Genomic DNA, 17527 nt, shown 5'->3' with positions numbered 1-17527 from the left:
GGGTCGTAATTTTAAGAAATCCTTATCTTTCCGACCTTATACATGATTACAGAAATACTATTCATTCAAAAAACTTCTAACTCGCTCTTATGAGTTTATTTGTAAAAAAGCCGTTGGATTCATTATTAAATGAAGCTAAGGATACCAGTGGACACACCCTTAAAAAAACACTGGGCGCCGGAGCCCTTGTAGCTTTGGGTATTGGCGCCATCATTGGTGCCGGTCTATTCTCCATCACCGGCGGCGCTGCCGCCAACCAGGCTGGTCCTGCCATTACCATCTCCTTCATTGTGGCCGCTTTGGGTTGCGCTTTTGCCGGTTTATGTTATGCAGAATTTTCATCTATGATCCCCGTTGCGGGAAGTGCCTATACCTATTCTTATGCTACCATGGGCGAATTTGTGGCCTGGATCATTGGCTGGGACCTGGTGCTGGAATATGCCGTTGGTGCTGCCACGGTAAGTATCAGCTGGAGCCGTTACCTGGTAAGATTCCTGGCAGATTTTAACATTCACTTATCCCCTGCCATAACGGCCGGGCCGTGGGATGGCGGAATGATCAATGTACCTGCGGTTTTTGTAGTGATCCTGATGAGTTTGTTATTGGTGAAAGGCACGAAAGAAAGCGCCTTTATTAACGGAATTATCGTTGCCCTGAAAGTAGCCGTAGTATTAATATTTATTTTCATGGGCTGGAAATATATCAACAACGATAACTATACTCCTTACATTCCCGACAATACCGGCAATTTCGGCGAGTTTGGCTTTAGTGGTATCATCCGGGCAGCGGCCATTGTGTTTTTCGCGTACATTGGTTTCGATGCAGTGAGTACGGCCGCCCAGGAAGCAAAGAACCCCAAAAAAGACATGCCCTGGGGTATCCTGGGTTCACTTGCCATTTGTACGGTCCTGTATATCCTGTTTGCGCACGTGATGACCGGCGTAACCAACTATACTTCGTTCAAAGGCCAGGATGGTATTGCCCCCGTGAAAGTTGCTATTGATCATATGGGTACGCCCGATGCCAACGGCGTGGTGCGCCCAGATTATCCCTGGTTGAACAAGGCCATCGTGTTAGCGATCCTCGCCGGTTATATGTCGGTGATCCTGGTGATGCTGATGGGCCAGAGCCGCGTATTCTTCAGTATGAGTAAAGATGGCTTGTTACCGAGAGTGTTCTCGGAGGTGCATCCCAAATTCCGCACACCGGCAAAAAACAACTTGTTGTTCCTGCTTTTTGTGAGCCTGTTCGCCGCTTTTGTACCGGCCCGTGTGGTGGGTGAAATGACCAGTATCGGAACCCTGTTCGCGTTCATCCTGGTTTGTATCGGCGTCATTATCATGCGTAAGACCATGCCAAATGCCCCCCGAGCCTTTAAAACGCCACTGGTGCCTTTGGTGCCCATTTTAGGCGTGTTCACCTGTTTGTTCATGATGGTGTTCTTACCGCTCGATACCTGGATCCGGTTGATCGTATGGATGATCCTGGGACTGGATATATACCTGGCATACAGTGTACGCCACAGCGTTTTATCCGCCAATAACCCGGCCACCATCCCTCAGGGTAACAAAGTGGGCGGAGCCTGCGGCCTGGTGCTTGCCATATTACTGGCCATCATAGCCTTTGTTCATCACATGCTAACACCAGACGACGCAGGTATATTCTATTTTTCACTTGGTTTTGCTTTGCTGCATGCCATCATATTTGGCTACAAAATGGCTAAAAAATAACAATTTCAGCTTATTCTAATATAAACAGCCCCGCCCGACAGCGGGGTTTTGTTTTATATCAGGGTATGTTGGCCACATGCGCCAGTTATTTTATTTTTGCAACCGTTTGAATCAATTGGCAATAGACAACAGACAATTGGTAAAACACAGGCAGCAAGGGAAAATATAGGAGCTGAATAATATGGACACTGGAACCTGTAACTGGCAACCGGTAACAGTAATTAACGATGCAATCACGAATTCAAAAACAAAGTATAAACTAATATATGGGTCGCATATTTGAAGTACGTAAAGCCACGATGTTTGCCCGGTGGGACCGGATGGCCAAACAATTTACCCGTATTGGAAAGGAAATCGCTATTGCGGTAAAAGCCGGCGGTCCTGACCCGAACACCAACCCGGCCCTGCGGCGTTGTTTCCAGAACGCCAAAAGCGTTAACATGCCTAAAGACCGCGTAGAAGCGGCTATCAAGCGTGCACAGGGTAAGGAGATGGAGAACTATGAAGAGATCCTGTATGAAGGGTACGGCCCCAACGGCGTCGCTATCCTGGTTGAAACCGCTACGGACAACCACGTACGTACAGTAGCCAACGTAAAGGCCATCTTCAACAAAGGCAACGGCACCCTCGGTAACAGCGGCAGCGTAAGCTTTCAGTTCAAAAAAATGGGCGTATTCAAACTGAAACCCGAAGGCCTCAGCCAGGACGACCTGGAGCTGGAACTGATCGACGCGGGTTTGGAAGAAATGGGTGAAGGCACTGGCGAGAACGGAGAGACCGTCCTGGTGATCCGCGTAGCGTTCAATGATTTTGGCAATATGCAAAAGGCGCTGGAAGAAAAAAATATAACACCCATCAGCTCTGAAGTAGAATGGATCCCTACTACCACCGTTCAGTTACCGGAAGAACAGGCCCAGGAAGTATTGAAGCTGGTTGACAAACTGGAACAGGATGATGACGTGCAGAAAGTGTTTCATAACCTGCAGTAACTATTGGCAGAGACAATAGACAATTGTCAATATCAATTGTGACATTACCTGCGTAATGCAGCTAATGGGCAATCAAAACAGCCGCGGCAATTGACAAAAAAATATATTTCTCTATAAAAAACCGGATGACAACATCCGGTTTTTTATTTGCGGTTGGAATAACATTTGTAGCTGAAAACAATGTCCAATCTCATAAAAATGCCCGGCAATAAGCGATGCAGATGTTAGCAGGGCCCCTTAATTTTGCTATGTAATGGCCAGTACCTCTTCAAAATACATTGTGCTCTTTGACGGAGTTTGCAACCTGTGTAACAGGACAGTGCAGTTCATTTTAAAAAGGGACAAGAAGAAGCGATTCCTGTTTGGGTCGCTGCAGGGTAAAACGGGGCAGGAATACCTGCACAAATACCATCTGCCTGCTGACCAATTCCATTCTTTCATGCTTATTGAGGGAAATGTATTGTACACACGATCAACCGCTGTGTTACGTTTATTGAAACACCTGGGCCGCGGCTGGCAATTGATGTACCTGTTTATTTATGTACCTCAATCCATTCGCGATGGCGTGTACCGGTTAATTGCCACCAACCGATATAAACTGTTTGGGAAAAAGGAACATTGCCGCGTACCAGCGCCCGGAGAGAGGGAGCGGTTTTTAGACTAATCAATTCCCTTCTTCATCTTTTTTCATTCCGTCCCTGATCTCCCGTTGAATGATCGCTTTGAACCGCTTTTCATTATACCACCAGGAAAAAATGGTAGAAACGGTTACGATCAGGAAGCTGCCAATGATGATCTTCATGAGACTTTGCGGTAGCCCGAATCCCAATACCTGGGTTAGAAAAGCTATTACCAGCGCACAAATGAAAGTACCCATAATAATATACAGCAGGTAATACTTTACCCGGCCGCCGTGGCGCTGTTCTTCCCAGGATTTTATAAATCGTTTTTCGCTTGGTGTTAGCACTTGTTATAGTTTATAGATCAATCTCACCTTTCATATAGAATACACATTGACCGGCAATCGTAACCCGGTCGCCCAGGTATTCGCACCACAATTCACCCCCGCGTTTCGATAACTGGCGGGCATGTAAGGTTTGTTTGTTCAGTTTTTCTGCCCAGAATGGTATCAGCTGCGCATGTGCCGATCCTGTTACCGGATCTTCATCGATCCCTACGGCAGGGGCAAAGAACCGCGATACAAAATCTGCTTTAGTTCCCCGGGCAGTAAGGATCACTTTATGGCCTAACTTCCTCACTAAGGTGAAATCTGGCTGGCAGTGTTGTACGATGGCTTCATCGGCTACTTCTATGAGGTAATCCCGGTGTTTGTGCACACTGGTGAAGGCTATGTTGCCCATAGCAGTGGTCAATTCAGCCGGCCATTCGGTTAGGCGTTCCGGTTTCCAGGCGGGGAAATCCATACTGATCCTGTCGAAGTTCTTGGTAACGGTCAGTAAGCCGCTTTTTGACTGAAAACGGATAGCAGGATAACCATAACCCATTACATGGAACAGAACAAAGGCCGAAGCGAGGGTGGCATGCCCACAGAGATTGATCTCCGATTCGGGCGTAAACCAGCGGATCTCGTAATCGGCATCCGGATTTACCGAGGGCACAAAGAAAACAGTTTCGCTGAGGTTATTCTCCATAGCCAGTCGTTGCATAAGGCTATCACTGATCCATTGATCAAGTGGTATTACCGCTGCGGGGTTTCCTCCGAATAGATGGTTAGTGAATGCATCGATTTGGTAAAGGGTAAGTTTCATAACAAAAGGGCATTGGACAATAAAGAAATAGACAGCAATAGGCAATAGACAAAAAATACAATCAGTATTCATCTGGGTTTTTAATCATGTGCCCTAGTAGCCTGCCTGCTTCCTTATTCTTTTCTGATAAAGCTTTATATTTTTCTGCACTAATATATTTACACGCATACGAAAAATCTAACCATACTCCTGTTTCGCTATTTTCAGTATCCGCATCAGATGATTTTGAAACAAAATGAGCCGGATAAAATTTCTTTCTATATGCTTCAGCAATGTTTGCGCAAACACTGCGTGAAGCTCTTCTTATTTGGTCAGTAAGAGAAAACCGTTCTTCTTTTGGAAATGTTTTTGAAATTTCAAAAATCTCCATTGCCACTTCAAAAGCCAGCTTATATGCTCTTGAATCTCTAATATCCTTAACTCCCATAGTTAGTTGTTTTATATTCCAACTAACCAGAACCTTTTTAAAACCAATAGGCAATTGGCAATGAGCAATAGGCAAGATTCAAAATTCGGCATTTGTCCATTGTCTATTGTCTATTGCAGTTCACTATTTACACTTACACTCACTTATTCACTCATCATTTCTTGTATAACGTCTACAATCTGTTCAACGTTTGGCTTACTGAAGTAGTCGCCATCACTGCCATAGCTGGGTCTGTGCGCCTGACCGGTAATGGTACGGGGCGATACATCGAGCCAGCGATAGCCGCCTTGTTCTTCCAGCACTTTATTATACATATAACCAGCAGCTCCACCTGGTACGTCTTCGTCGATAAACACAATGCGATTGGTCTTTTTCAGTGAACCCAGGATCATGTGGTTCACATCGAACGGCAACAGCGTCTGTACGTCGATGATCTCGCAGCTGATGCCTGATCTCTCCAGAATAGCAGCCGCTTCGCTGATGATGCGCAACACACTTCCGTAAGAAACAATGGTAATATCAGTTCCTTCTTTCAGCACTTCCGGAACACCTAACGCCACTTTGTAATTAACAATATTGGAAGGCAATCTTTCCTTGAGGCGATAGCCGTTCAGGCATTCCACCACCACAGCCGGATCGTTGCCATGTAATAAAGTATTGTACATCCCGGCTGCCTGTACCATATTCCGCGGCACGCAAATGTGCATGCCACGCAGTGAATGCAGCATCATGCCCAGGGGTGAACCGCTGTGCCAGATGCCTTCGAGGCGATGCCCGCGGGTACGTACGATGAGCGGACAACTCTGGCGTCCCTTGGTTCGCCAGTACAAAGTTGAAGCGTTGTCGCTCAACTGTTGCAGTCCGTATAACATGTAATCGATGTATTGAATTTCGGCTATCGGACGCAAGCCACGAATAGCCATCCCTATCCCCTGCCCGATAATGGTAAGCTCACGGATAGACGTATCGAAAATGCGGTTCTCACCATATTTATTTTGCAGCCCGGCAAAACCCTGGTTCACGTCGCCGATCTTTCCAACATCTTCCCCAAATGCCAGTACTTTCGGATTGCTGGCGAACAGCTCATCGAAGTAATGGTTCAAGATCTCATACCCGTTCAGCATGGGTGAATCGCTGGCAAACTCCAACGGCGTGGTAGTAACCTTCAGCGGGCTCTTCGGACTTTCATCGTACAGATAGCTGCCATAGGTAGCATAACCTTCTTTGCGTAACTGCTGGTACATGTCCTTTACCTCAGTGATCAATGGCGAATCACCGGCAGCCTGTATGGCCTTATGTAAAGCCTGAATCGCATCTTTACGCAATGGCTCACGGTTGGAAGCCAGCGTATTCTTCGCAGCAGCAATTTCACCGGAAGTATCTGCGCCCTGGCTGATGAGGGCATCGAGCAGCTCCAGGCATTTTGAAACGATTTGTTTAACAGGCACTATATACTTCTCCCAGGCGCGTTGTTTGCTTTCGCGCACCATGTCCTTTGCCCGGGTTTCAATTTCTTCCAGCTCTTCTTCACTGGCCAGGGTGTTCTCGAGGATCCATTCACGCATTTTTTTGTTCCCATCCCATTCGCGTTCCCAGGCGAGGCGCTCAGGTGATTTGTACCGTTCGTGGCTGCCCGAAGTGGAATGGCCTTGCGGCTGCGTTACTTCCTCTACATGGAAGAGCGCAGGAATATGTGTTTCCCGCATGCGGCGGATCGCCGACTCAAACACTTCACACATACCAGCATAATCCCAGGCTTTTACCTTATATATATCAAAACCATTCGTGTTGTCTTTTTTCTGCATGCCGCGCATGGCTTCTGATATGGAACCCTTGATGGTTTGCATGCGGCGCGGAACAGAAATGCCATAACCATCATCCCATACAAAAACGGCCAAGGGTATTTGTAACACGCCGGCGGCATTCAATGCTTCCCAGAAGTGGCCTTCAGAAGTAGAAGCATCGCCGATCGTGCAGAAACATACTTCGTTACCATTATTACTCAGGTGCGTCAAATGTTTCAGAACATCGGAATGGCGGAATAATTTAGAAGCCAGCGCCATGCCCAATGCACGGGGCATTTGTCCGGCGGTAGGTGCTAAACCCGCGGCAATATTTTTACGGTTAACCAGATCGAGCCATTCTCCCTGTGCATCCACGATAGGTGTGGCAAAATGGGAATTCATCTGACGGCCACCGCTATGCGGATCGTGGGCCGTATCCGGATCGGCGTACAATTGGGAAAAGAATTCTTCAACGGTAGCCTGGCCGGTGGCAAAAGCAATAGTTTGATCACGGTAATAACCCGACAGAAAATCGCCGGGCTGGAAAAATTTAGAAGCCGCAATTTGTGCAACCTCTTTGCCATCACCAAAGATGCCAAACTTGGCTTTACCGGTAAGTACCTCTTTACGACCCAGTAAACTGGCCTCTCGGCTTTCGCAGGCCAGGCGGTAATCTTTTAATACCTCTTCGCGAAATTTATCGAAAGACAGCTTCTCGCCGGCAAGCGATTGATTGTGAGTGCTATTTTCCATGCGACAAAAATATTAATAATCACGCCATTTTGCGGGGTTGTTAAAAAAATGTCACCAGCCAAAAATTTTATTGGCTGGAAGGCCGTTAAAAATGTAATTTTGAACATGTTAGCGTTACAAATGTTATTCCCATCGGTAAGCAATGTAACCATTTTCAACCCCGAAAGTTTGCGGGATATTGTGTAGTTTAGTGATGCGCAACCAAAAACCTTAAATTTTGTACGTATGAAGAGTATGTTATTACTGGTATGTTTTGCTGCTTTTGCATTCGTAACACAAGCCCAAACAGCCGCCAGTACCCCTGCTCCTAAAGCTGAGGAGGTAATTCAGTTAAAAGAAACCTCTTATGATTTTGGAAAAATTCCGCAGGGTCGCCCGGTTACCCATAACTTTGAAATAGTAAACACTGGCAAGGAACCGTTGATGCTCGACAATGTTCAGGCATCCTGCGGTTGCACAACGCCTGAATGGAGCAAAGAGGCTATTCAGCCAGGCGCTACCAGTATTATTAAAGTAGGCTACAATTCGGCTACGGAAGGTGCGTTTAATAAAACCATTACCATTATATACAATACCAATCAGACGAAAACATTGAAGATTACAGGGACTGTTTATAAAGCGCCTACAACCTCAGCACCTGTAAATGCGTCTTTATCGTTATTGAAAAACAATTAAAAAACATAAACTCATGAAAAGATTTGTATTAGCTTTTGCAGCATTGATCCTGACGGCCGGCGTATTTGCACAGACTGCTCCAGCTGCAACCGTAAAGAAAGCTGATAACTTTGTTAAATTCAAAGAATTAGTACACAACTTCGGAAAGATCAAACAAGGTGTGCCTGTTACATACAACTTTGCTTTTTCAAACATATCTGATAAACCAGTAGTTATTGAATCTGCAACTGCTTCCTGCGGCTGTACAACTCCGGTAAAACCTGAAGCTCCTGTAGCAAAAGGTAAAGAAGACAAGATCACTGCCGGATTTAATGCGGCGGCCGCCGGCCCCTTTAATAAAACCATATATGTAAAAGTTGCCGGGGTTGATCAGCCTTTGGAATTGAAAATCACAGGCGAAGTTTTGAATGCAGAAGACTACGCTAAATTCGAAAAAGAAAAAGGAAACAAAAAAGGATAGTTCCTCTTCAGTAGTTGTGATTTCTTTCAAATTATTTGATCCTCATGGCAAACGCCCTGAGGATTTTTTTTTGGACCCGTTGTTCACTATGCCTGTTTGTGCTGGATATAATCCATTGAATGTCATTATACCCGAAAAAAACCAGTCTACCAGAACAGTATTTTGTGTAAATATCACATTCTCAACCAGAAACAAAGCATTTTGAACATAAAAGCAGTACCCTATATTTGCGAAATGCTAACACTTAGTAGTCGCGGCAAACTAATGCCGCCATCACCTATTCGGAAACTGGTGCCTTTTGCCGAAGGCGCCAAGAAAAAGGGTATTAAGGTGTTTCACCTGAATATAGGCCAGCCCGATATTGAAACGCCTGAGCCTATTTTGAATGCCGTGCGCCATGCCGACTTTAAAGTGCTGGAATACAGCCACAGCGCCGGCAATGAAAGTTATCGCCGTAAACTCGTTCAGTACTATAAAAAGAAAGGGATCGAAGTAGATCACACGCAGATCATTGTAACCACCGGTGGTTCTGAAGCCATTTTATTTGGCTTTATGAGCTGCCTCGACGTTGGTGATGAGGTGATCGTTCCCGAACCGTTCTATGCCAACTACAATGGATTTGCCGTAGCTGCAGGCATTAAAGTGGTTCCGGTGACCTCCCATATAGAAAATGGCTTTGCCCTGCCACCTATTTCTGCATTTTCGGCACTGGTTACCCCCAGAACCAAAGCAATACTTATTTGCAATCCCAATAACCCCACCGGCTATTTATACAGCCAGGAAGAAATGGACACGCTGAGGCAGATCGTGCAGGAACACAACCTGTACCTGTTCTCAGATGAAGCGTACCGCGAATTTTGTTATGGAGGCGAACATATTAGCGCCATGCAATTACAGGGCGTGGAAGAGAATGTGATATTGATGGACACTATTTCCAAACGCTATAGCGCCTGTGGCGGCCGTATAGGTGCCCTGGTTACGAAGAACCAGGAAGTGCTGGATTCGGTGATGAAGTTTGCGCAGGCTAGACTGAGTCCGCCCTCGTTTGCACAGATACTGGGAGAAGCAGCTGTTGACCTGCCCGACAATTATTTCGATGCAACCAAAGCAGAATACCAGAAACGGCGCGATGTGCTGGTAAACCGGTTAAACGCTATGAAGGGCGTAACCTGTCCCAACCCCGGTGGTGCATTTTATGCTATGGCTCGTTTGCCCATTGACGATGCAGATGTATTTTGCCAATGGTTACTGGAATCTTTCTCTTATAACGGGCAAACCTTAATGCTGGCGCCGGCCAGTGGTTTTTATGGAACGCCCGGACTGGGTAAAGACGAAGTGCGGCTGGCATATGTATTGAATGTACATGATCTTAACAGGGCCATGGATTGCCTGGAGCAGGCATTGAAAGAATATCCGGGAAAGAAATAACCTAACTAGTACGTATACCACCTAAGGTTGTTCCGCCTGGCGGAGCGGCCTTTTTTTGTGACTAAACTGTTGTCGGAGATCAGATGGTTTATCATAATGATTCCATTTGGTAATTTCATTGTCTAAGCGCGTATGGAAAGACGTGTTATCGGGACTTTAACATTCACATTTTTACGCTGCGCGAATATCTATCTTTCTTCCTAATAAAGTTCCTACGATCTTACTATACCGGAGCGGCGAGATCTCGTTCAGCGAAGTATAATCAGGTAAAAAGCCGGTACCCCGGCACATATCCTGAAAGCATATCATGGCTTCCGGTTTTGTTTTCGAAGCTACCACCAGCTTCCTGCGCCGCCTGGCGCCTGCTTTGCTCTCTTTTACCGTTATAATAAAATAAGGCATCCGTTTTTTTTAAACGTTACTACACATTAAGCAAATTATTCATTAGCCAGCGTTTGATCTTTTCTGCCTTTTTTATTTTCAGGATAATAAGCACTTCCTTTTAGCGGGTGGTAAATAAGATGAGCTTAACGCTAATGAGGTATGCAGCATAAAGTAAAAAGTCCCGCCAATTGGCGTGACCTCTATATTCGGGTATTAAAAATTTTCATAGCAAGGTTAAACGAAGTTGCGGCTGCGAGCGACATGCAGCACAGGGAGCGCAATACGCTTGTCTGCTAAAAACAGATTCAGCGTTTCGCACGTATCCGCTATTGGCGGATCAAGCAATAAAAAACGGTTCATTCATCATGCCCGGCTATTAACCAAGGTTCGGTCATGATGCGGGTACGGATCCAGGAAGTAAGCGTATATATTTTGAAAGGATATTAGTTTTGAAAAGAGGGGGCCAGATAAAAATAACGCCCCCGGTTAAATCCAATATCCTTTGAATATCCTGCTTCTTTTATTACAAATTATATTCCAAGTATGATGCAATTCTACTCTTTCTTTACAGTAAATTTTGGAACCTGTATTTTCTTACAATAACGAACACCTGTTATCGTAATATTACGAAGCGTCCTCCTTTAACAAAACCTTGACTGTATATTTTATGTAGTGCCTGCCGTCGGGCATCCCATTGTACAAACCCTTTTGATGTATGAAACATATAACCCTGGCCATACTATTGGCGCTGCCTTGTATTGTTCTGTCGCAATACACTTACCGCAACCTGGAGGTGGATTACCTGCAAACCGGCACAACCACCCAAACCTTCACCTATCAAAACCTTCGTTTGTATCCCATTTATGCCAAAGAAAGCTTTACCAGTGAATTCAAAAGCATTGGTAAATACATGACCTTGCAGGAAGCGATTGCCAAAAACAAAGTAAAGATCACTGAGAACAGCAATAGCGGAGATGTGAACAAGCTCCGGATCGAGAACATCTCAACTGATACCATCATCGTGATAACGGGCGATGTTGTCAAAGGTGGCAAACAGGACAGGATCATCAACAAGGACCTCCTCCTACAACCTAAAAGTGGCAAGAAAGAGCTGCCGGTATTTTGCGTGGAAAGCGGCCGCTGGTCGGCCGGTGACAGAACCAGTAGCGTGTCGCGTAGTTATACCCCTAATGGCGCAGCTGCCGCTCCTGCTGAGTTTAAGGGATATTATAATAAAGGCAGCATGGGCTTACGCAAAGTAGTGGAAAAAGAAAAAGACCAGGGCAAAGTATGGGAAAAAGTTGATGAGATCAATACCAACAATAAAACCAACACCAGCACTAAAACCTACACCGCCATTACCAACTCCGCTGAATTCAGTAAAAAGCTCGAACAATATATTAGCCACTTTAAAAACAAATTTGGTACAGACCGCCGGGTGATTGGTGTAGTGGTAGTAACAGGCAATAAGGTATTGGGCTGCGATATGTTTGCAACCCACGACCTGTTCATTCAACAATATCCAAGCCTGCTGCACTCTTATGCTACCGAAGCCATTATCAGTGGTAAACCGGTTACCGCCTCTCCTGCTCTTGTGAAGTCATACATGGATAAGCTGTTGAACGATGAGCAAACGCAGCAGCAAACTTTAAAGGCAAAAGGGAATTCTTTTTCAGAGAAAGGAAAGAAATTACGTGTGTCGAGTTTTGACTAAATGAACCTGGTACCAGGTAATACATTTATACCACTCTGATAAATGGCTTTTTCGTCAATAACTGAACTTTCGATTTGTAAGGAACAATTTCAGGGTGGACGGAGATAGCAATAAGGACAAGCAGAATGATACCACCGTAAATGACGGTTCCGCCCCAGATAGATTTTAAATGTATCCAGGCGCGCATTCGAGGGATCCTTAAAATGAGAACATGGTGTCTTTGGCAGGACGTATACCGGTAATCTATATTTTAGAAGGCGCCACTCCAAACGCATTTTTAAATGCATGGGAAAAATGCGACAGGTCTTCAAAACCAACTTCCAGGTATACATCGGAAGGTTTGCTTCCTTTTTCTTTGATGAGATAATGGGCTTCCTGCAGTCTCTTCTGCAACAACCAGTTGCCGGGGGACGTATGAAAGATCTTTTCAAAGTCACGTTTAAAAGTGGCCAGGCTTCTGCCCGTGAGGTAAGCAAACCGGCTCAGGCCCACATTGAACTGATAATTGGTAAGCATGAATGCTTCGAGATCGATCTTGCCTGGTTCTGAAAAATCGAACAACACATTCTTTAGAGCCGGCTGATCACGAAGTAACAGCAATACCGCTTCTCTTACTTTTAATGACAACAATGCTTCATTTTCTTCGGGCGGCAATCCTGCATAAGGGATCAATGAATCCATATACGTTTTGTACAGCGGATGAGGATCGAGCTTCATTATCGAAACAGCTATTTGCTCTTTGGTGGCAGCATACCCATATTCCCTGGCCATATCGCGCAGTGTTTGCTGGTCGATGTAAATGGAAATGGATCTAAACTCGCCGCCTTCGGGTGGCTGCTTTAGGAACTTGGCCAGTTGATTTCTTTTAATGAAACGGAAATCACCGGGCAGAAACCGGTGATCGCTCCTGCCATCATTTATCGTAAGGGTACCAGCTATCTGGTAACTGAAGACATGGTCCTGAATAAATTGTTCACCCCCGCGACTTGTTTTGTAGTAGCAGGAGTAAACAATTTCAGGTTTTGACGGCGGTTGGGCCATAGTATCAGATTATTTCTTCTTTACAACAAAGTTTAGCTTTTTCCGCCAAGAATCGATTTACCATATTCCGTTTCCAGGAAATTCTGGGCAGCATCATGGTCAGTAGAAAGAGTTACCGGTAACCATTTTTCGAATTCCGCTTTCCTGTCTTCATCTGCCTGCCGTAACAAGCCAGCAGCTTCACTGCCCAATACGAGGTGAACCGGCGGCTGTGGATGTTCTGTTATACTGATCATCGCCTGCGCCGCTTTTATAGGGTCACCCACGGGTATAAATTTACCGCTTTGAAAAAATTCAACTCTTTTATTCACCGATTCTTCATAACCTTCAACGGCAGGTGCATAGCTCATAGACGCTCCGGCCCAGTCGGTACGAAAACCGCCCGGCTCTACTGAAGTAACCTTTATGCCCAGTGGGGCAACTTCTTTGGCCAGCGCTTCAGTAAAACCGCCAAGACCGAACTTAGCTGCCTGGTAAATAGAAAGGGCTGCATTACCTACACGGCCGCCCAATGAACTGATCTGTAAAATACGACCACTACGCTGTTTACGCATATAAGGCAAAACCACCCGTGTAATGTTAATAGGGGCATACAGGTTCGTTTCGAGCTGACTGCTCACCTGTTCATCGGTAAATGCCTCTGCAGCGCCAATAATGCCGAAGCCGGCATTGTTCACCAGCACATCTATACGGCCGAACCTTTTAATAGTTTGCTCAACAGCATTGACGATCGCTGTTTTACTGGTAACATCTAGTGGAAGCGGCAGAAGCTGTTGTGGATATTTTTCGGCGAGCTCAGCTAATTGTTGCGGTTGGCGTGCCGTAGCAGCCACCTGATCGCCTTTTGCCAACACAACCTCTGTGAGGGTTCTTCCCAATCCCCGGGAACTTCCTGTAATGAACCAAACCTTTGACATAGTATTCATTTTTTGATACCACAAAGTTGGTGATTGCAGAACTGTTCGGGTTGGCTTAAAAGCTCAAAGATGCTTGGTTTAAAAGCTCACTGGCTTAAACCTCTATCCCATTGAATCTCTTTAAAGTAATCTCTGGTGACTGCAGAAATGAATGATATACTTCCTTCGTTAGCCCCGGTCTTATGGCATATTCATTTTTTTGCAGTGCGTTGTAAATGTCCCCGGCAACTACATCAGGCGATAACTTATCGGCATTGAAGCCTTTGGTCATATCGGTATCAACAAAGGGCGGAAACACTTCGAACAACTGGATATGAGGATGTGTTCTTTGTAGCACCAGTCTTAATGATTGGGAATAGGAATGCAGGGCCGCTTTTGTCGCACTATAAGTTGCTATTACGGCGTTAGGCAAATACGACACAATTGATTCAATATTCACGATAGCTGCTTCTTTACTGGCTTTAAGCAAGGGCAACAGGCGTTCTGTAAGCCTTACTACAGAAAGATAATTCAGGTCCATTTCAAACTTTGCTTTTTCGTAAACGCCCTCTGCACTTTCGAGAGGATAGGCTGTTACCACGCCGGCATTGTTTACCAGGATATCTAAACCACCGAATATAGTACTTACCTGTTGAACCAGGTTCTCAACATCAGTACTATTGGTAACATCCGCAACGATATAAGATGCCTTCGGCAAACGGGCAACGGCCTCTTTTAATTTATCTTCTCTTCTGCCAACCAGAATAAGATCATTACCTTTTAGTGATAATACTTTGGCTATAGCAAAGCCAATACCGGTACCACCTCCTGTTATAAGGATGGTTTTGTTTTCAATGTTCATATTGTTTGTTTTTAATTAGCTGACCATTTTATACCGATCGGTATATTATTGCGTAAAAAAAAGGACTATTGGCAATAGTCATCAATTTCCTGCTTCAGAGAATCAAGAATTACTTGTAATTGTTTGTTGTTCCCCTGCAGGCGGGCGATCCACATACCGCCTTCGATCATCGCAAAGGCTTTTATAGAAAAGGTTTCGGGATCAAAGGATCTTTTGAATTCACCGGCTTCAATACCTGAGCGAACGACTTTTGCTATCAGGTTTTCTGTAGCGAGGATAGCTTTATTAACTTTCTGTTTTACGATGGGATTGGTATCATCTGCTTCGGTACCAAAATTTAACAGTGGGCAACCATAAGTGTTTTCCTGAGAAACGACCGCAAGATAATATTCGAAAAGAGCAAACAGTTTGTCCCTGTTCGAATTTGCACGGGACATGGCCATTACCATAGCGGCCCCTACCCTTTTTGCCAGGTAATCAAAAGCTTCCAGGCAGATCTCGTCTTTACTTTCAAAATTGCCGTAAACACTACCCTTGGTAAGCCTCGTAGCTTCAACAATATCATTGATAGAAGTACCGGCCATTCCTTTCTTATTTATGATCGGGGCCGCTTTTTCAACGATAAAATGTCTTGTACGCTCTGCTTTTGTCATAACACCACAAAAATATACCGATTGGTATAATCTGCCAAATATTTCTTTTGGGTGTATCTATGCAGCACATATGGAGCGGTGAACGGTAGAAAAGATCATTTCTGCTTTGCTTCGATTTTCATCGCCGGTATGCAGTTCTTTCAGGGATTTGATGATGCCATGCACTTCATTACCATATTCCCGAACGATTTCGATCATGGTAGCCAGCTGGTGGTCTTCTGTTTTTTCCACATATTCTTCCAGTTCATCGATATCATTCATAGAACCTACCAATTCGTCGCGGATTCGATCCCGGTTACCATTGTATAAACTCAATACATCATAAAGCGAAGCGCCATCATCGGCATAGGTATAGGAACTGATATTACCTTCAAAGTAAATGTGCTTCACTTTGGGATTGTCGGTAATAAAGTCGATCGCCTTAAGCAGCAGGCCCAGGTTCGTACGGGCAATCGTTGCCTTCACCAGTTCGTTCTTGCCGGTTCCTTTACCAGTAATGGCAACCGGTTTACAGTCGAACAGGTGATCTTTCCAGGTGAGAACAGCAGTAGCCAGGTTGGCAATATCCTGTGTAAATCGAAAACTGGTAGACAACTGTAGAGTATGGTAATTGGCTTTGTCTAACGAATTAACGGCATGCCGCCAGGCATAGATCTGCTGATGCGTGTCGCCAACGATCACCTTGGTCGCTTTTTGCTTCATGAAAACGTCGAGCATGGCAGCAGAAGCGTCCTGCGCTTCATCGAAGAGGATGTAATCGTAAGGCAACGCGGGATTAGACAATTGAAATTTCTTCAGGTAGAAATCGTGGGTGATCTCTATTTCATTCCTGTCCGTTTTAGCGAGCAGCAAACGGGTACCATCCTCGATGAGCTTATAAAAAGAGCGTACAAAAGACCTGGCATTGGGATCAACGATGGTATCGAGGTAATTCAGGTCCTGCACTTTGGCTTTGTCGCTGTTACAGAAGTAAGCAACGAATTTGCTGATATGATTGGCAATTACAAATTCAGCATGTTTTTCCCCATTGCCGCGAATACTTAACAGTTGACATATTTCACTGTTCTTATAGCCCTGTGCTTTTACCTTATAATTATGTTTAAAGACGATATGTTTATAAGCAAGGGAATGGGCTGTTTCGACCTTTGTATTGGTTAAACCGTATTCGGCAAATTTGCGGGTGGCCTCTAATTTTACTGATTTATTGAAGGCGAGGTACAGGATGCGGGCATTGGAAGGACGTGAAGCCGCGTATTCAATGATAGTAGTTGTTTTACCTGAACCAGCAACTGCATTGATGCGGAGATCGCCTTTGGAATGAATGATAGCCGTTTGTTGATCTGTCAATTGCTGTTTACCCCGACCTGACTTTGCCATAAGACCGAAATTAAATATAAAAAGGCTTCAGCACGGAAGCCTTTAACCGGATGCGAAGATGGCCGATTTTTGTAATTTGAACAAGAAATGTGGATAAGGGTTCGGAGTTCAAAGATTTAAGTTTTAAGTTCAAAGTTGTTCGCTGTAATTGGGGCCACGTCGTTGGGTTTTCGATACGATGAAAGCGGGTTCCATCCGTTGGTGGGCATGAAAAAAGCACCGAAATGGCTATTTCTTAAATAATTGTGTCAGAATTGCTTAAGAAAAATTTTCCGAAACACTAATTTTTTCTATTTTTGCACCCCATTATTTCAAACACGATAAAAGTAATAGCGGAGGCGTTGGATTCATATCCGCCGGCTGGCGGACTCCGGTGTAACTCCCGATCCCGCTACAGGGCGGATCGATTTAAAAATAAACGGCGGGATAGCTCAGGTGGTTAGAGCGTTGGATTCATAACCCAAAGGTCTCGGGTTCAACTCCCGATCCCGCTACTAGAAGAAGGCTTCACGAAAGTGAGGCCTTTTTTATTTGGGGTGGGATTCATATCCGCCGGCTGGCGGACCCGGGTTCAACTCCCGATCC

General features: G+C 45.1%; 17 protein-coding genes and 1 tRNA gene. 8 read left to right on the top strand and 10 right to left on the bottom strand.

Features of this window, described 5'->3' with window-relative positions; all coding sequences use genetic code 11:
• Positions 1–89 precede the first annotated feature (89 nt).
• From JUB15_RS00090 to JUB15_RS00080, 3 genes are all read left to right on the top strand, one after another.
• Positions 90–1730, top strand: a complete 1641-nt coding sequence (locus JUB15_RS00090) for an amino acid permease (protein WP_207510202.1) — start codon at positions 90–92, stop codon at positions 1728–1730.
• A 266-nt stretch (positions 1731–1996) separates the two neighbouring features.
• Positions 1997–2719 carry a YebC/PmpR family DNA-binding transcriptional regulator gene (locus JUB15_RS00085; protein WP_207510201.1) on the top strand — a complete coding sequence of 241 codons (723 nt, stop codon included), beginning with the start codon at positions 1997–1999 and terminating at the stop codon, positions 2717–2719.
• Positions 2720–2972: 253 nt separating this feature from the next.
• Positions 2973–3383, top strand: a complete 411-nt coding sequence (locus JUB15_RS00080; protein ID WP_207510200.1) for a thiol-disulfide oxidoreductase DCC family protein — start codon at positions 2973–2975, stop codon at positions 3381–3383.
• Here JUB15_RS00080 and JUB15_RS00075 read toward each other — a convergent pair whose 3' ends face one another.
• The 4 genes from JUB15_RS00075 to JUB15_RS00060 form a co-directional block, all read right to left on the bottom strand.
• Positions 3384–3686 carry a hypothetical protein gene (locus tag JUB15_RS00075; protein ID WP_207510199.1) on the bottom strand — a complete coding sequence of 101 codons (303 nt, stop codon included), beginning with the start codon at positions 3684–3686 and terminating at the stop codon, positions 3384–3386.
• A 10-nt stretch (positions 3687–3696) separates the two neighbouring features.
• The gene (locus JUB15_RS00070; RefSeq protein ID WP_207510198.1) at positions 3697–4488 is read right to left on the bottom strand and encodes a PhzF family phenazine biosynthesis protein; all 792 of its coding nucleotides are present in this window, start codon (positions 4486–4488) and stop codon (positions 3697–3699) included.
• A gap of 61 nt (positions 4489–4549) precedes the next feature.
• Positions 4550–4915 (bottom strand): four helix bundle protein, encoded by a 366-nt coding sequence (locus JUB15_RS00065; protein ID WP_207510197.1) that lies wholly within the window; start codon positions 4913–4915, stop codon positions 4550–4552.
• Between the two features lie 143 nt (positions 4916–5058).
• On the bottom strand, positions 5059–7452 hold the full coding sequence (locus tag JUB15_RS00060; protein ID WP_207510196.1) for an alpha-ketoacid dehydrogenase subunit alpha/beta: 2394 nt from the start codon (positions 7450–7452) through the stop codon (positions 5059–5061).
• A 225-nt stretch (positions 7453–7677) separates the two neighbouring features.
• Between JUB15_RS00060 and JUB15_RS00055 the strand changes: the two genes are divergently transcribed.
• The 3 genes from JUB15_RS00055 (at position 7678) to JUB15_RS00045 (ending at position 10015) form a co-directional block, all read left to right on the top strand.
• Positions 7678–8127 (top strand): DUF1573 domain-containing protein, encoded by a 450-nt coding sequence (locus JUB15_RS00055; protein ID WP_207510195.1) that lies wholly within the window; start codon positions 7678–7680, stop codon positions 8125–8127.
• A gap of 13 nt (positions 8128–8140) precedes the next feature.
• Positions 8141–8587 carry a DUF1573 domain-containing protein gene (locus JUB15_RS00050; RefSeq protein ID WP_207510194.1) on the top strand — a complete coding sequence of 149 codons (447 nt, stop codon included), beginning with the start codon at positions 8141–8143 and terminating at the stop codon, positions 8585–8587.
• A gap of 234 nt (positions 8588–8821) precedes the next feature.
• Positions 8822–10015: a pyridoxal phosphate-dependent aminotransferase gene (locus JUB15_RS00045; protein WP_207510193.1), complete on the top strand. Its 1194-nt coding sequence runs from the start codon at positions 8822–8824 to the stop codon at positions 10013–10015.
• A 171-nt stretch (positions 10016–10186) separates the two neighbouring features.
• Here JUB15_RS00045 and JUB15_RS00040 read toward each other — a convergent pair whose 3' ends face one another.
• A complete protein-coding gene (locus JUB15_RS00040; RefSeq protein ID WP_207510192.1) occupies positions 10187–10417 on the bottom strand; it encodes a hypothetical protein in 231 nt (76 codons plus the stop codon).
• Positions 10418–11114: 697 nt separating this feature from the next.
• On the opposite strand from JUB15_RS00040, the gene JUB15_RS00035 reads away from it, so the two are divergent.
• Positions 11115–12113 (top strand): ARPP-1 family domain-containing protein, encoded by a 999-nt coding sequence (locus JUB15_RS00035; protein ID WP_207510191.1) that lies wholly within the window; start codon positions 11115–11117, stop codon positions 12111–12113.
• A gap of 243 nt (positions 12114–12356) precedes the next feature.
• Here the strand turns inward: JUB15_RS00035 and JUB15_RS00030 are convergent, their stop codons facing one another.
• The 5 genes from JUB15_RS00030 to JUB15_RS00010 form a co-directional block, all read right to left on the bottom strand.
• Positions 12357–13154: a helix-turn-helix domain-containing protein gene (locus JUB15_RS00030; protein WP_207510190.1), complete on the bottom strand. Its 798-nt coding sequence runs from the start codon at positions 13152–13154 to the stop codon at positions 12357–12359.
• 32 nt (positions 13155–13186) lie between these two features.
• Positions 13187–14071 carry an oxidoreductase gene (locus JUB15_RS00025; protein ID WP_207510189.1) on the bottom strand — a complete coding sequence of 295 codons (885 nt, stop codon included), beginning with the start codon at positions 14069–14071 and terminating at the stop codon, positions 13187–13189.
• Positions 14072–14165: 94 nt separating this feature from the next.
• Complete coding sequence (locus JUB15_RS00020; protein WP_207510188.1) at positions 14166–14912, bottom strand: SDR family oxidoreductase; 747 nt, start codon at positions 14910–14912, stop codon at positions 14166–14168.
• A 65-nt stretch (positions 14913–14977) separates the two neighbouring features.
• Positions 14978–15565: a TetR/AcrR family transcriptional regulator gene (locus tag JUB15_RS00015; protein WP_207510187.1), complete on the bottom strand. Its 588-nt coding sequence runs from the start codon at positions 15563–15565 to the stop codon at positions 14978–14980.
• 57 nt (positions 15566–15622) lie between these two features.
• Positions 15623–16942, bottom strand: a complete 1320-nt coding sequence (locus tag JUB15_RS00010) for a UvrD-helicase domain-containing protein (RefSeq protein WP_242696147.1) — start codon at positions 16940–16942, stop codon at positions 15623–15625.
• 420 nt (positions 16943–17362) lie between these two features.
• Here JUB15_RS00010 and JUB15_RS00005 point away from each other — a divergent pair.
• Positions 17363–17436 (top strand) — tRNA-Met (locus tag JUB15_RS00005).
• Positions 17437–17527 lie beyond the last annotated feature (91 nt).

Origin of the sequence: Longitalea luteola (assembly GCF_017356035.1) — a bacterium.
Classification (GTDB): domain Bacteria; phylum Bacteroidota; class Bacteroidia; order Chitinophagales; family Chitinophagaceae; genus Niastella; species Niastella luteola.
Note: the sequence above shows the minus strand (reverse complement) of the source record. Positions and strands in the feature narration are given on the sequence as shown.

Excerpts from the sequence above, each read along its gene's own strand:
- JUB15_RS00090 (WP_207510202.1), top strand. The coding sequence starts at position 90 with ATGAGTTTATTTGTAAAAAAGCCGTTGGATTCATTATTAAATGAAGCT.
- JUB15_RS00085 (WP_207510201.1), top strand. The coding sequence starts at position 1,997 with ATGGGTCGCATATTTGAAGTACGTAAAGCCACGATGTTTGCCCGGTGG.
- JUB15_RS00080 (WP_207510200.1), top strand. The coding sequence starts at position 2,973 with ATGGCCAGTACCTCTTCAAAATACATTGTGCTCTTTGACGGAGTTTGC.
- JUB15_RS00070 (WP_207510198.1), bottom strand. The coding sequence starts at position 4,488 with ATGAAACTTACCCTTTACCAAATCGATGCATTCACTAACCATCTATTC.
- JUB15_RS00065 (WP_207510197.1), bottom strand. The coding sequence starts at position 4,915 with ATGGGAGTTAAGGATATTAGAGATTCAAGAGCATATAAGCTGGCTTTT.
- JUB15_RS00060 (WP_207510196.1), bottom strand. The coding sequence starts at position 7,452 with ATGGAAAATAGCACTCACAATCAATCGCTTGCCGGCGAGAAGCTGTCT.
- JUB15_RS00055 (WP_207510195.1), top strand. The coding sequence starts at position 7,678 with ATGAAGAGTATGTTATTACTGGTATGTTTTGCTGCTTTTGCATTCGTA.
- JUB15_RS00050 (WP_207510194.1), top strand. The coding sequence starts at position 8,141 with ATGAAAAGATTTGTATTAGCTTTTGCAGCATTGATCCTGACGGCCGGC.
- JUB15_RS00045 (WP_207510193.1), top strand. The coding sequence starts at position 8,822 with ATGCTAACACTTAGTAGTCGCGGCAAACTAATGCCGCCATCACCTATT.
- JUB15_RS00040 (WP_207510192.1), bottom strand. The coding sequence starts at position 10,417 with ATGCCTTATTTTATTATAACGGTAAAAGAGAGCAAAGCAGGCGCCAGG.
- JUB15_RS00035 (WP_207510191.1), top strand. The coding sequence starts at position 11,115 with ATGAAACATATAACCCTGGCCATACTATTGGCGCTGCCTTGTATTGTT.
- JUB15_RS00030 (WP_207510190.1), bottom strand. The coding sequence starts at position 13,154 with ATGGCCCAACCGCCGTCAAAACCTGAAATTGTTTACTCCTGCTACTAC.
- JUB15_RS00025 (WP_207510189.1), bottom strand. The coding sequence starts at position 14,071 with ATGTCAAAGGTTTGGTTCATTACAGGAAGTTCCCGGGGATTGGGAAGA.
- JUB15_RS00020 (WP_207510188.1), bottom strand. The coding sequence starts at position 14,912 with ATGAACATTGAAAACAAAACCATCCTTATAACAGGAGGTGGTACCGGT.
- JUB15_RS00015 (WP_207510187.1), bottom strand. The coding sequence starts at position 15,565 with ATGACAAAAGCAGAGCGTACAAGACATTTTATCGTTGAAAAAGCGGCC.
- JUB15_RS00010 (WP_242696147.1), bottom strand. The coding sequence starts at position 16,942 with ATGGCAAAGTCAGGTCGGGGTAAACAGCAATTGACAGATCAACAAACG.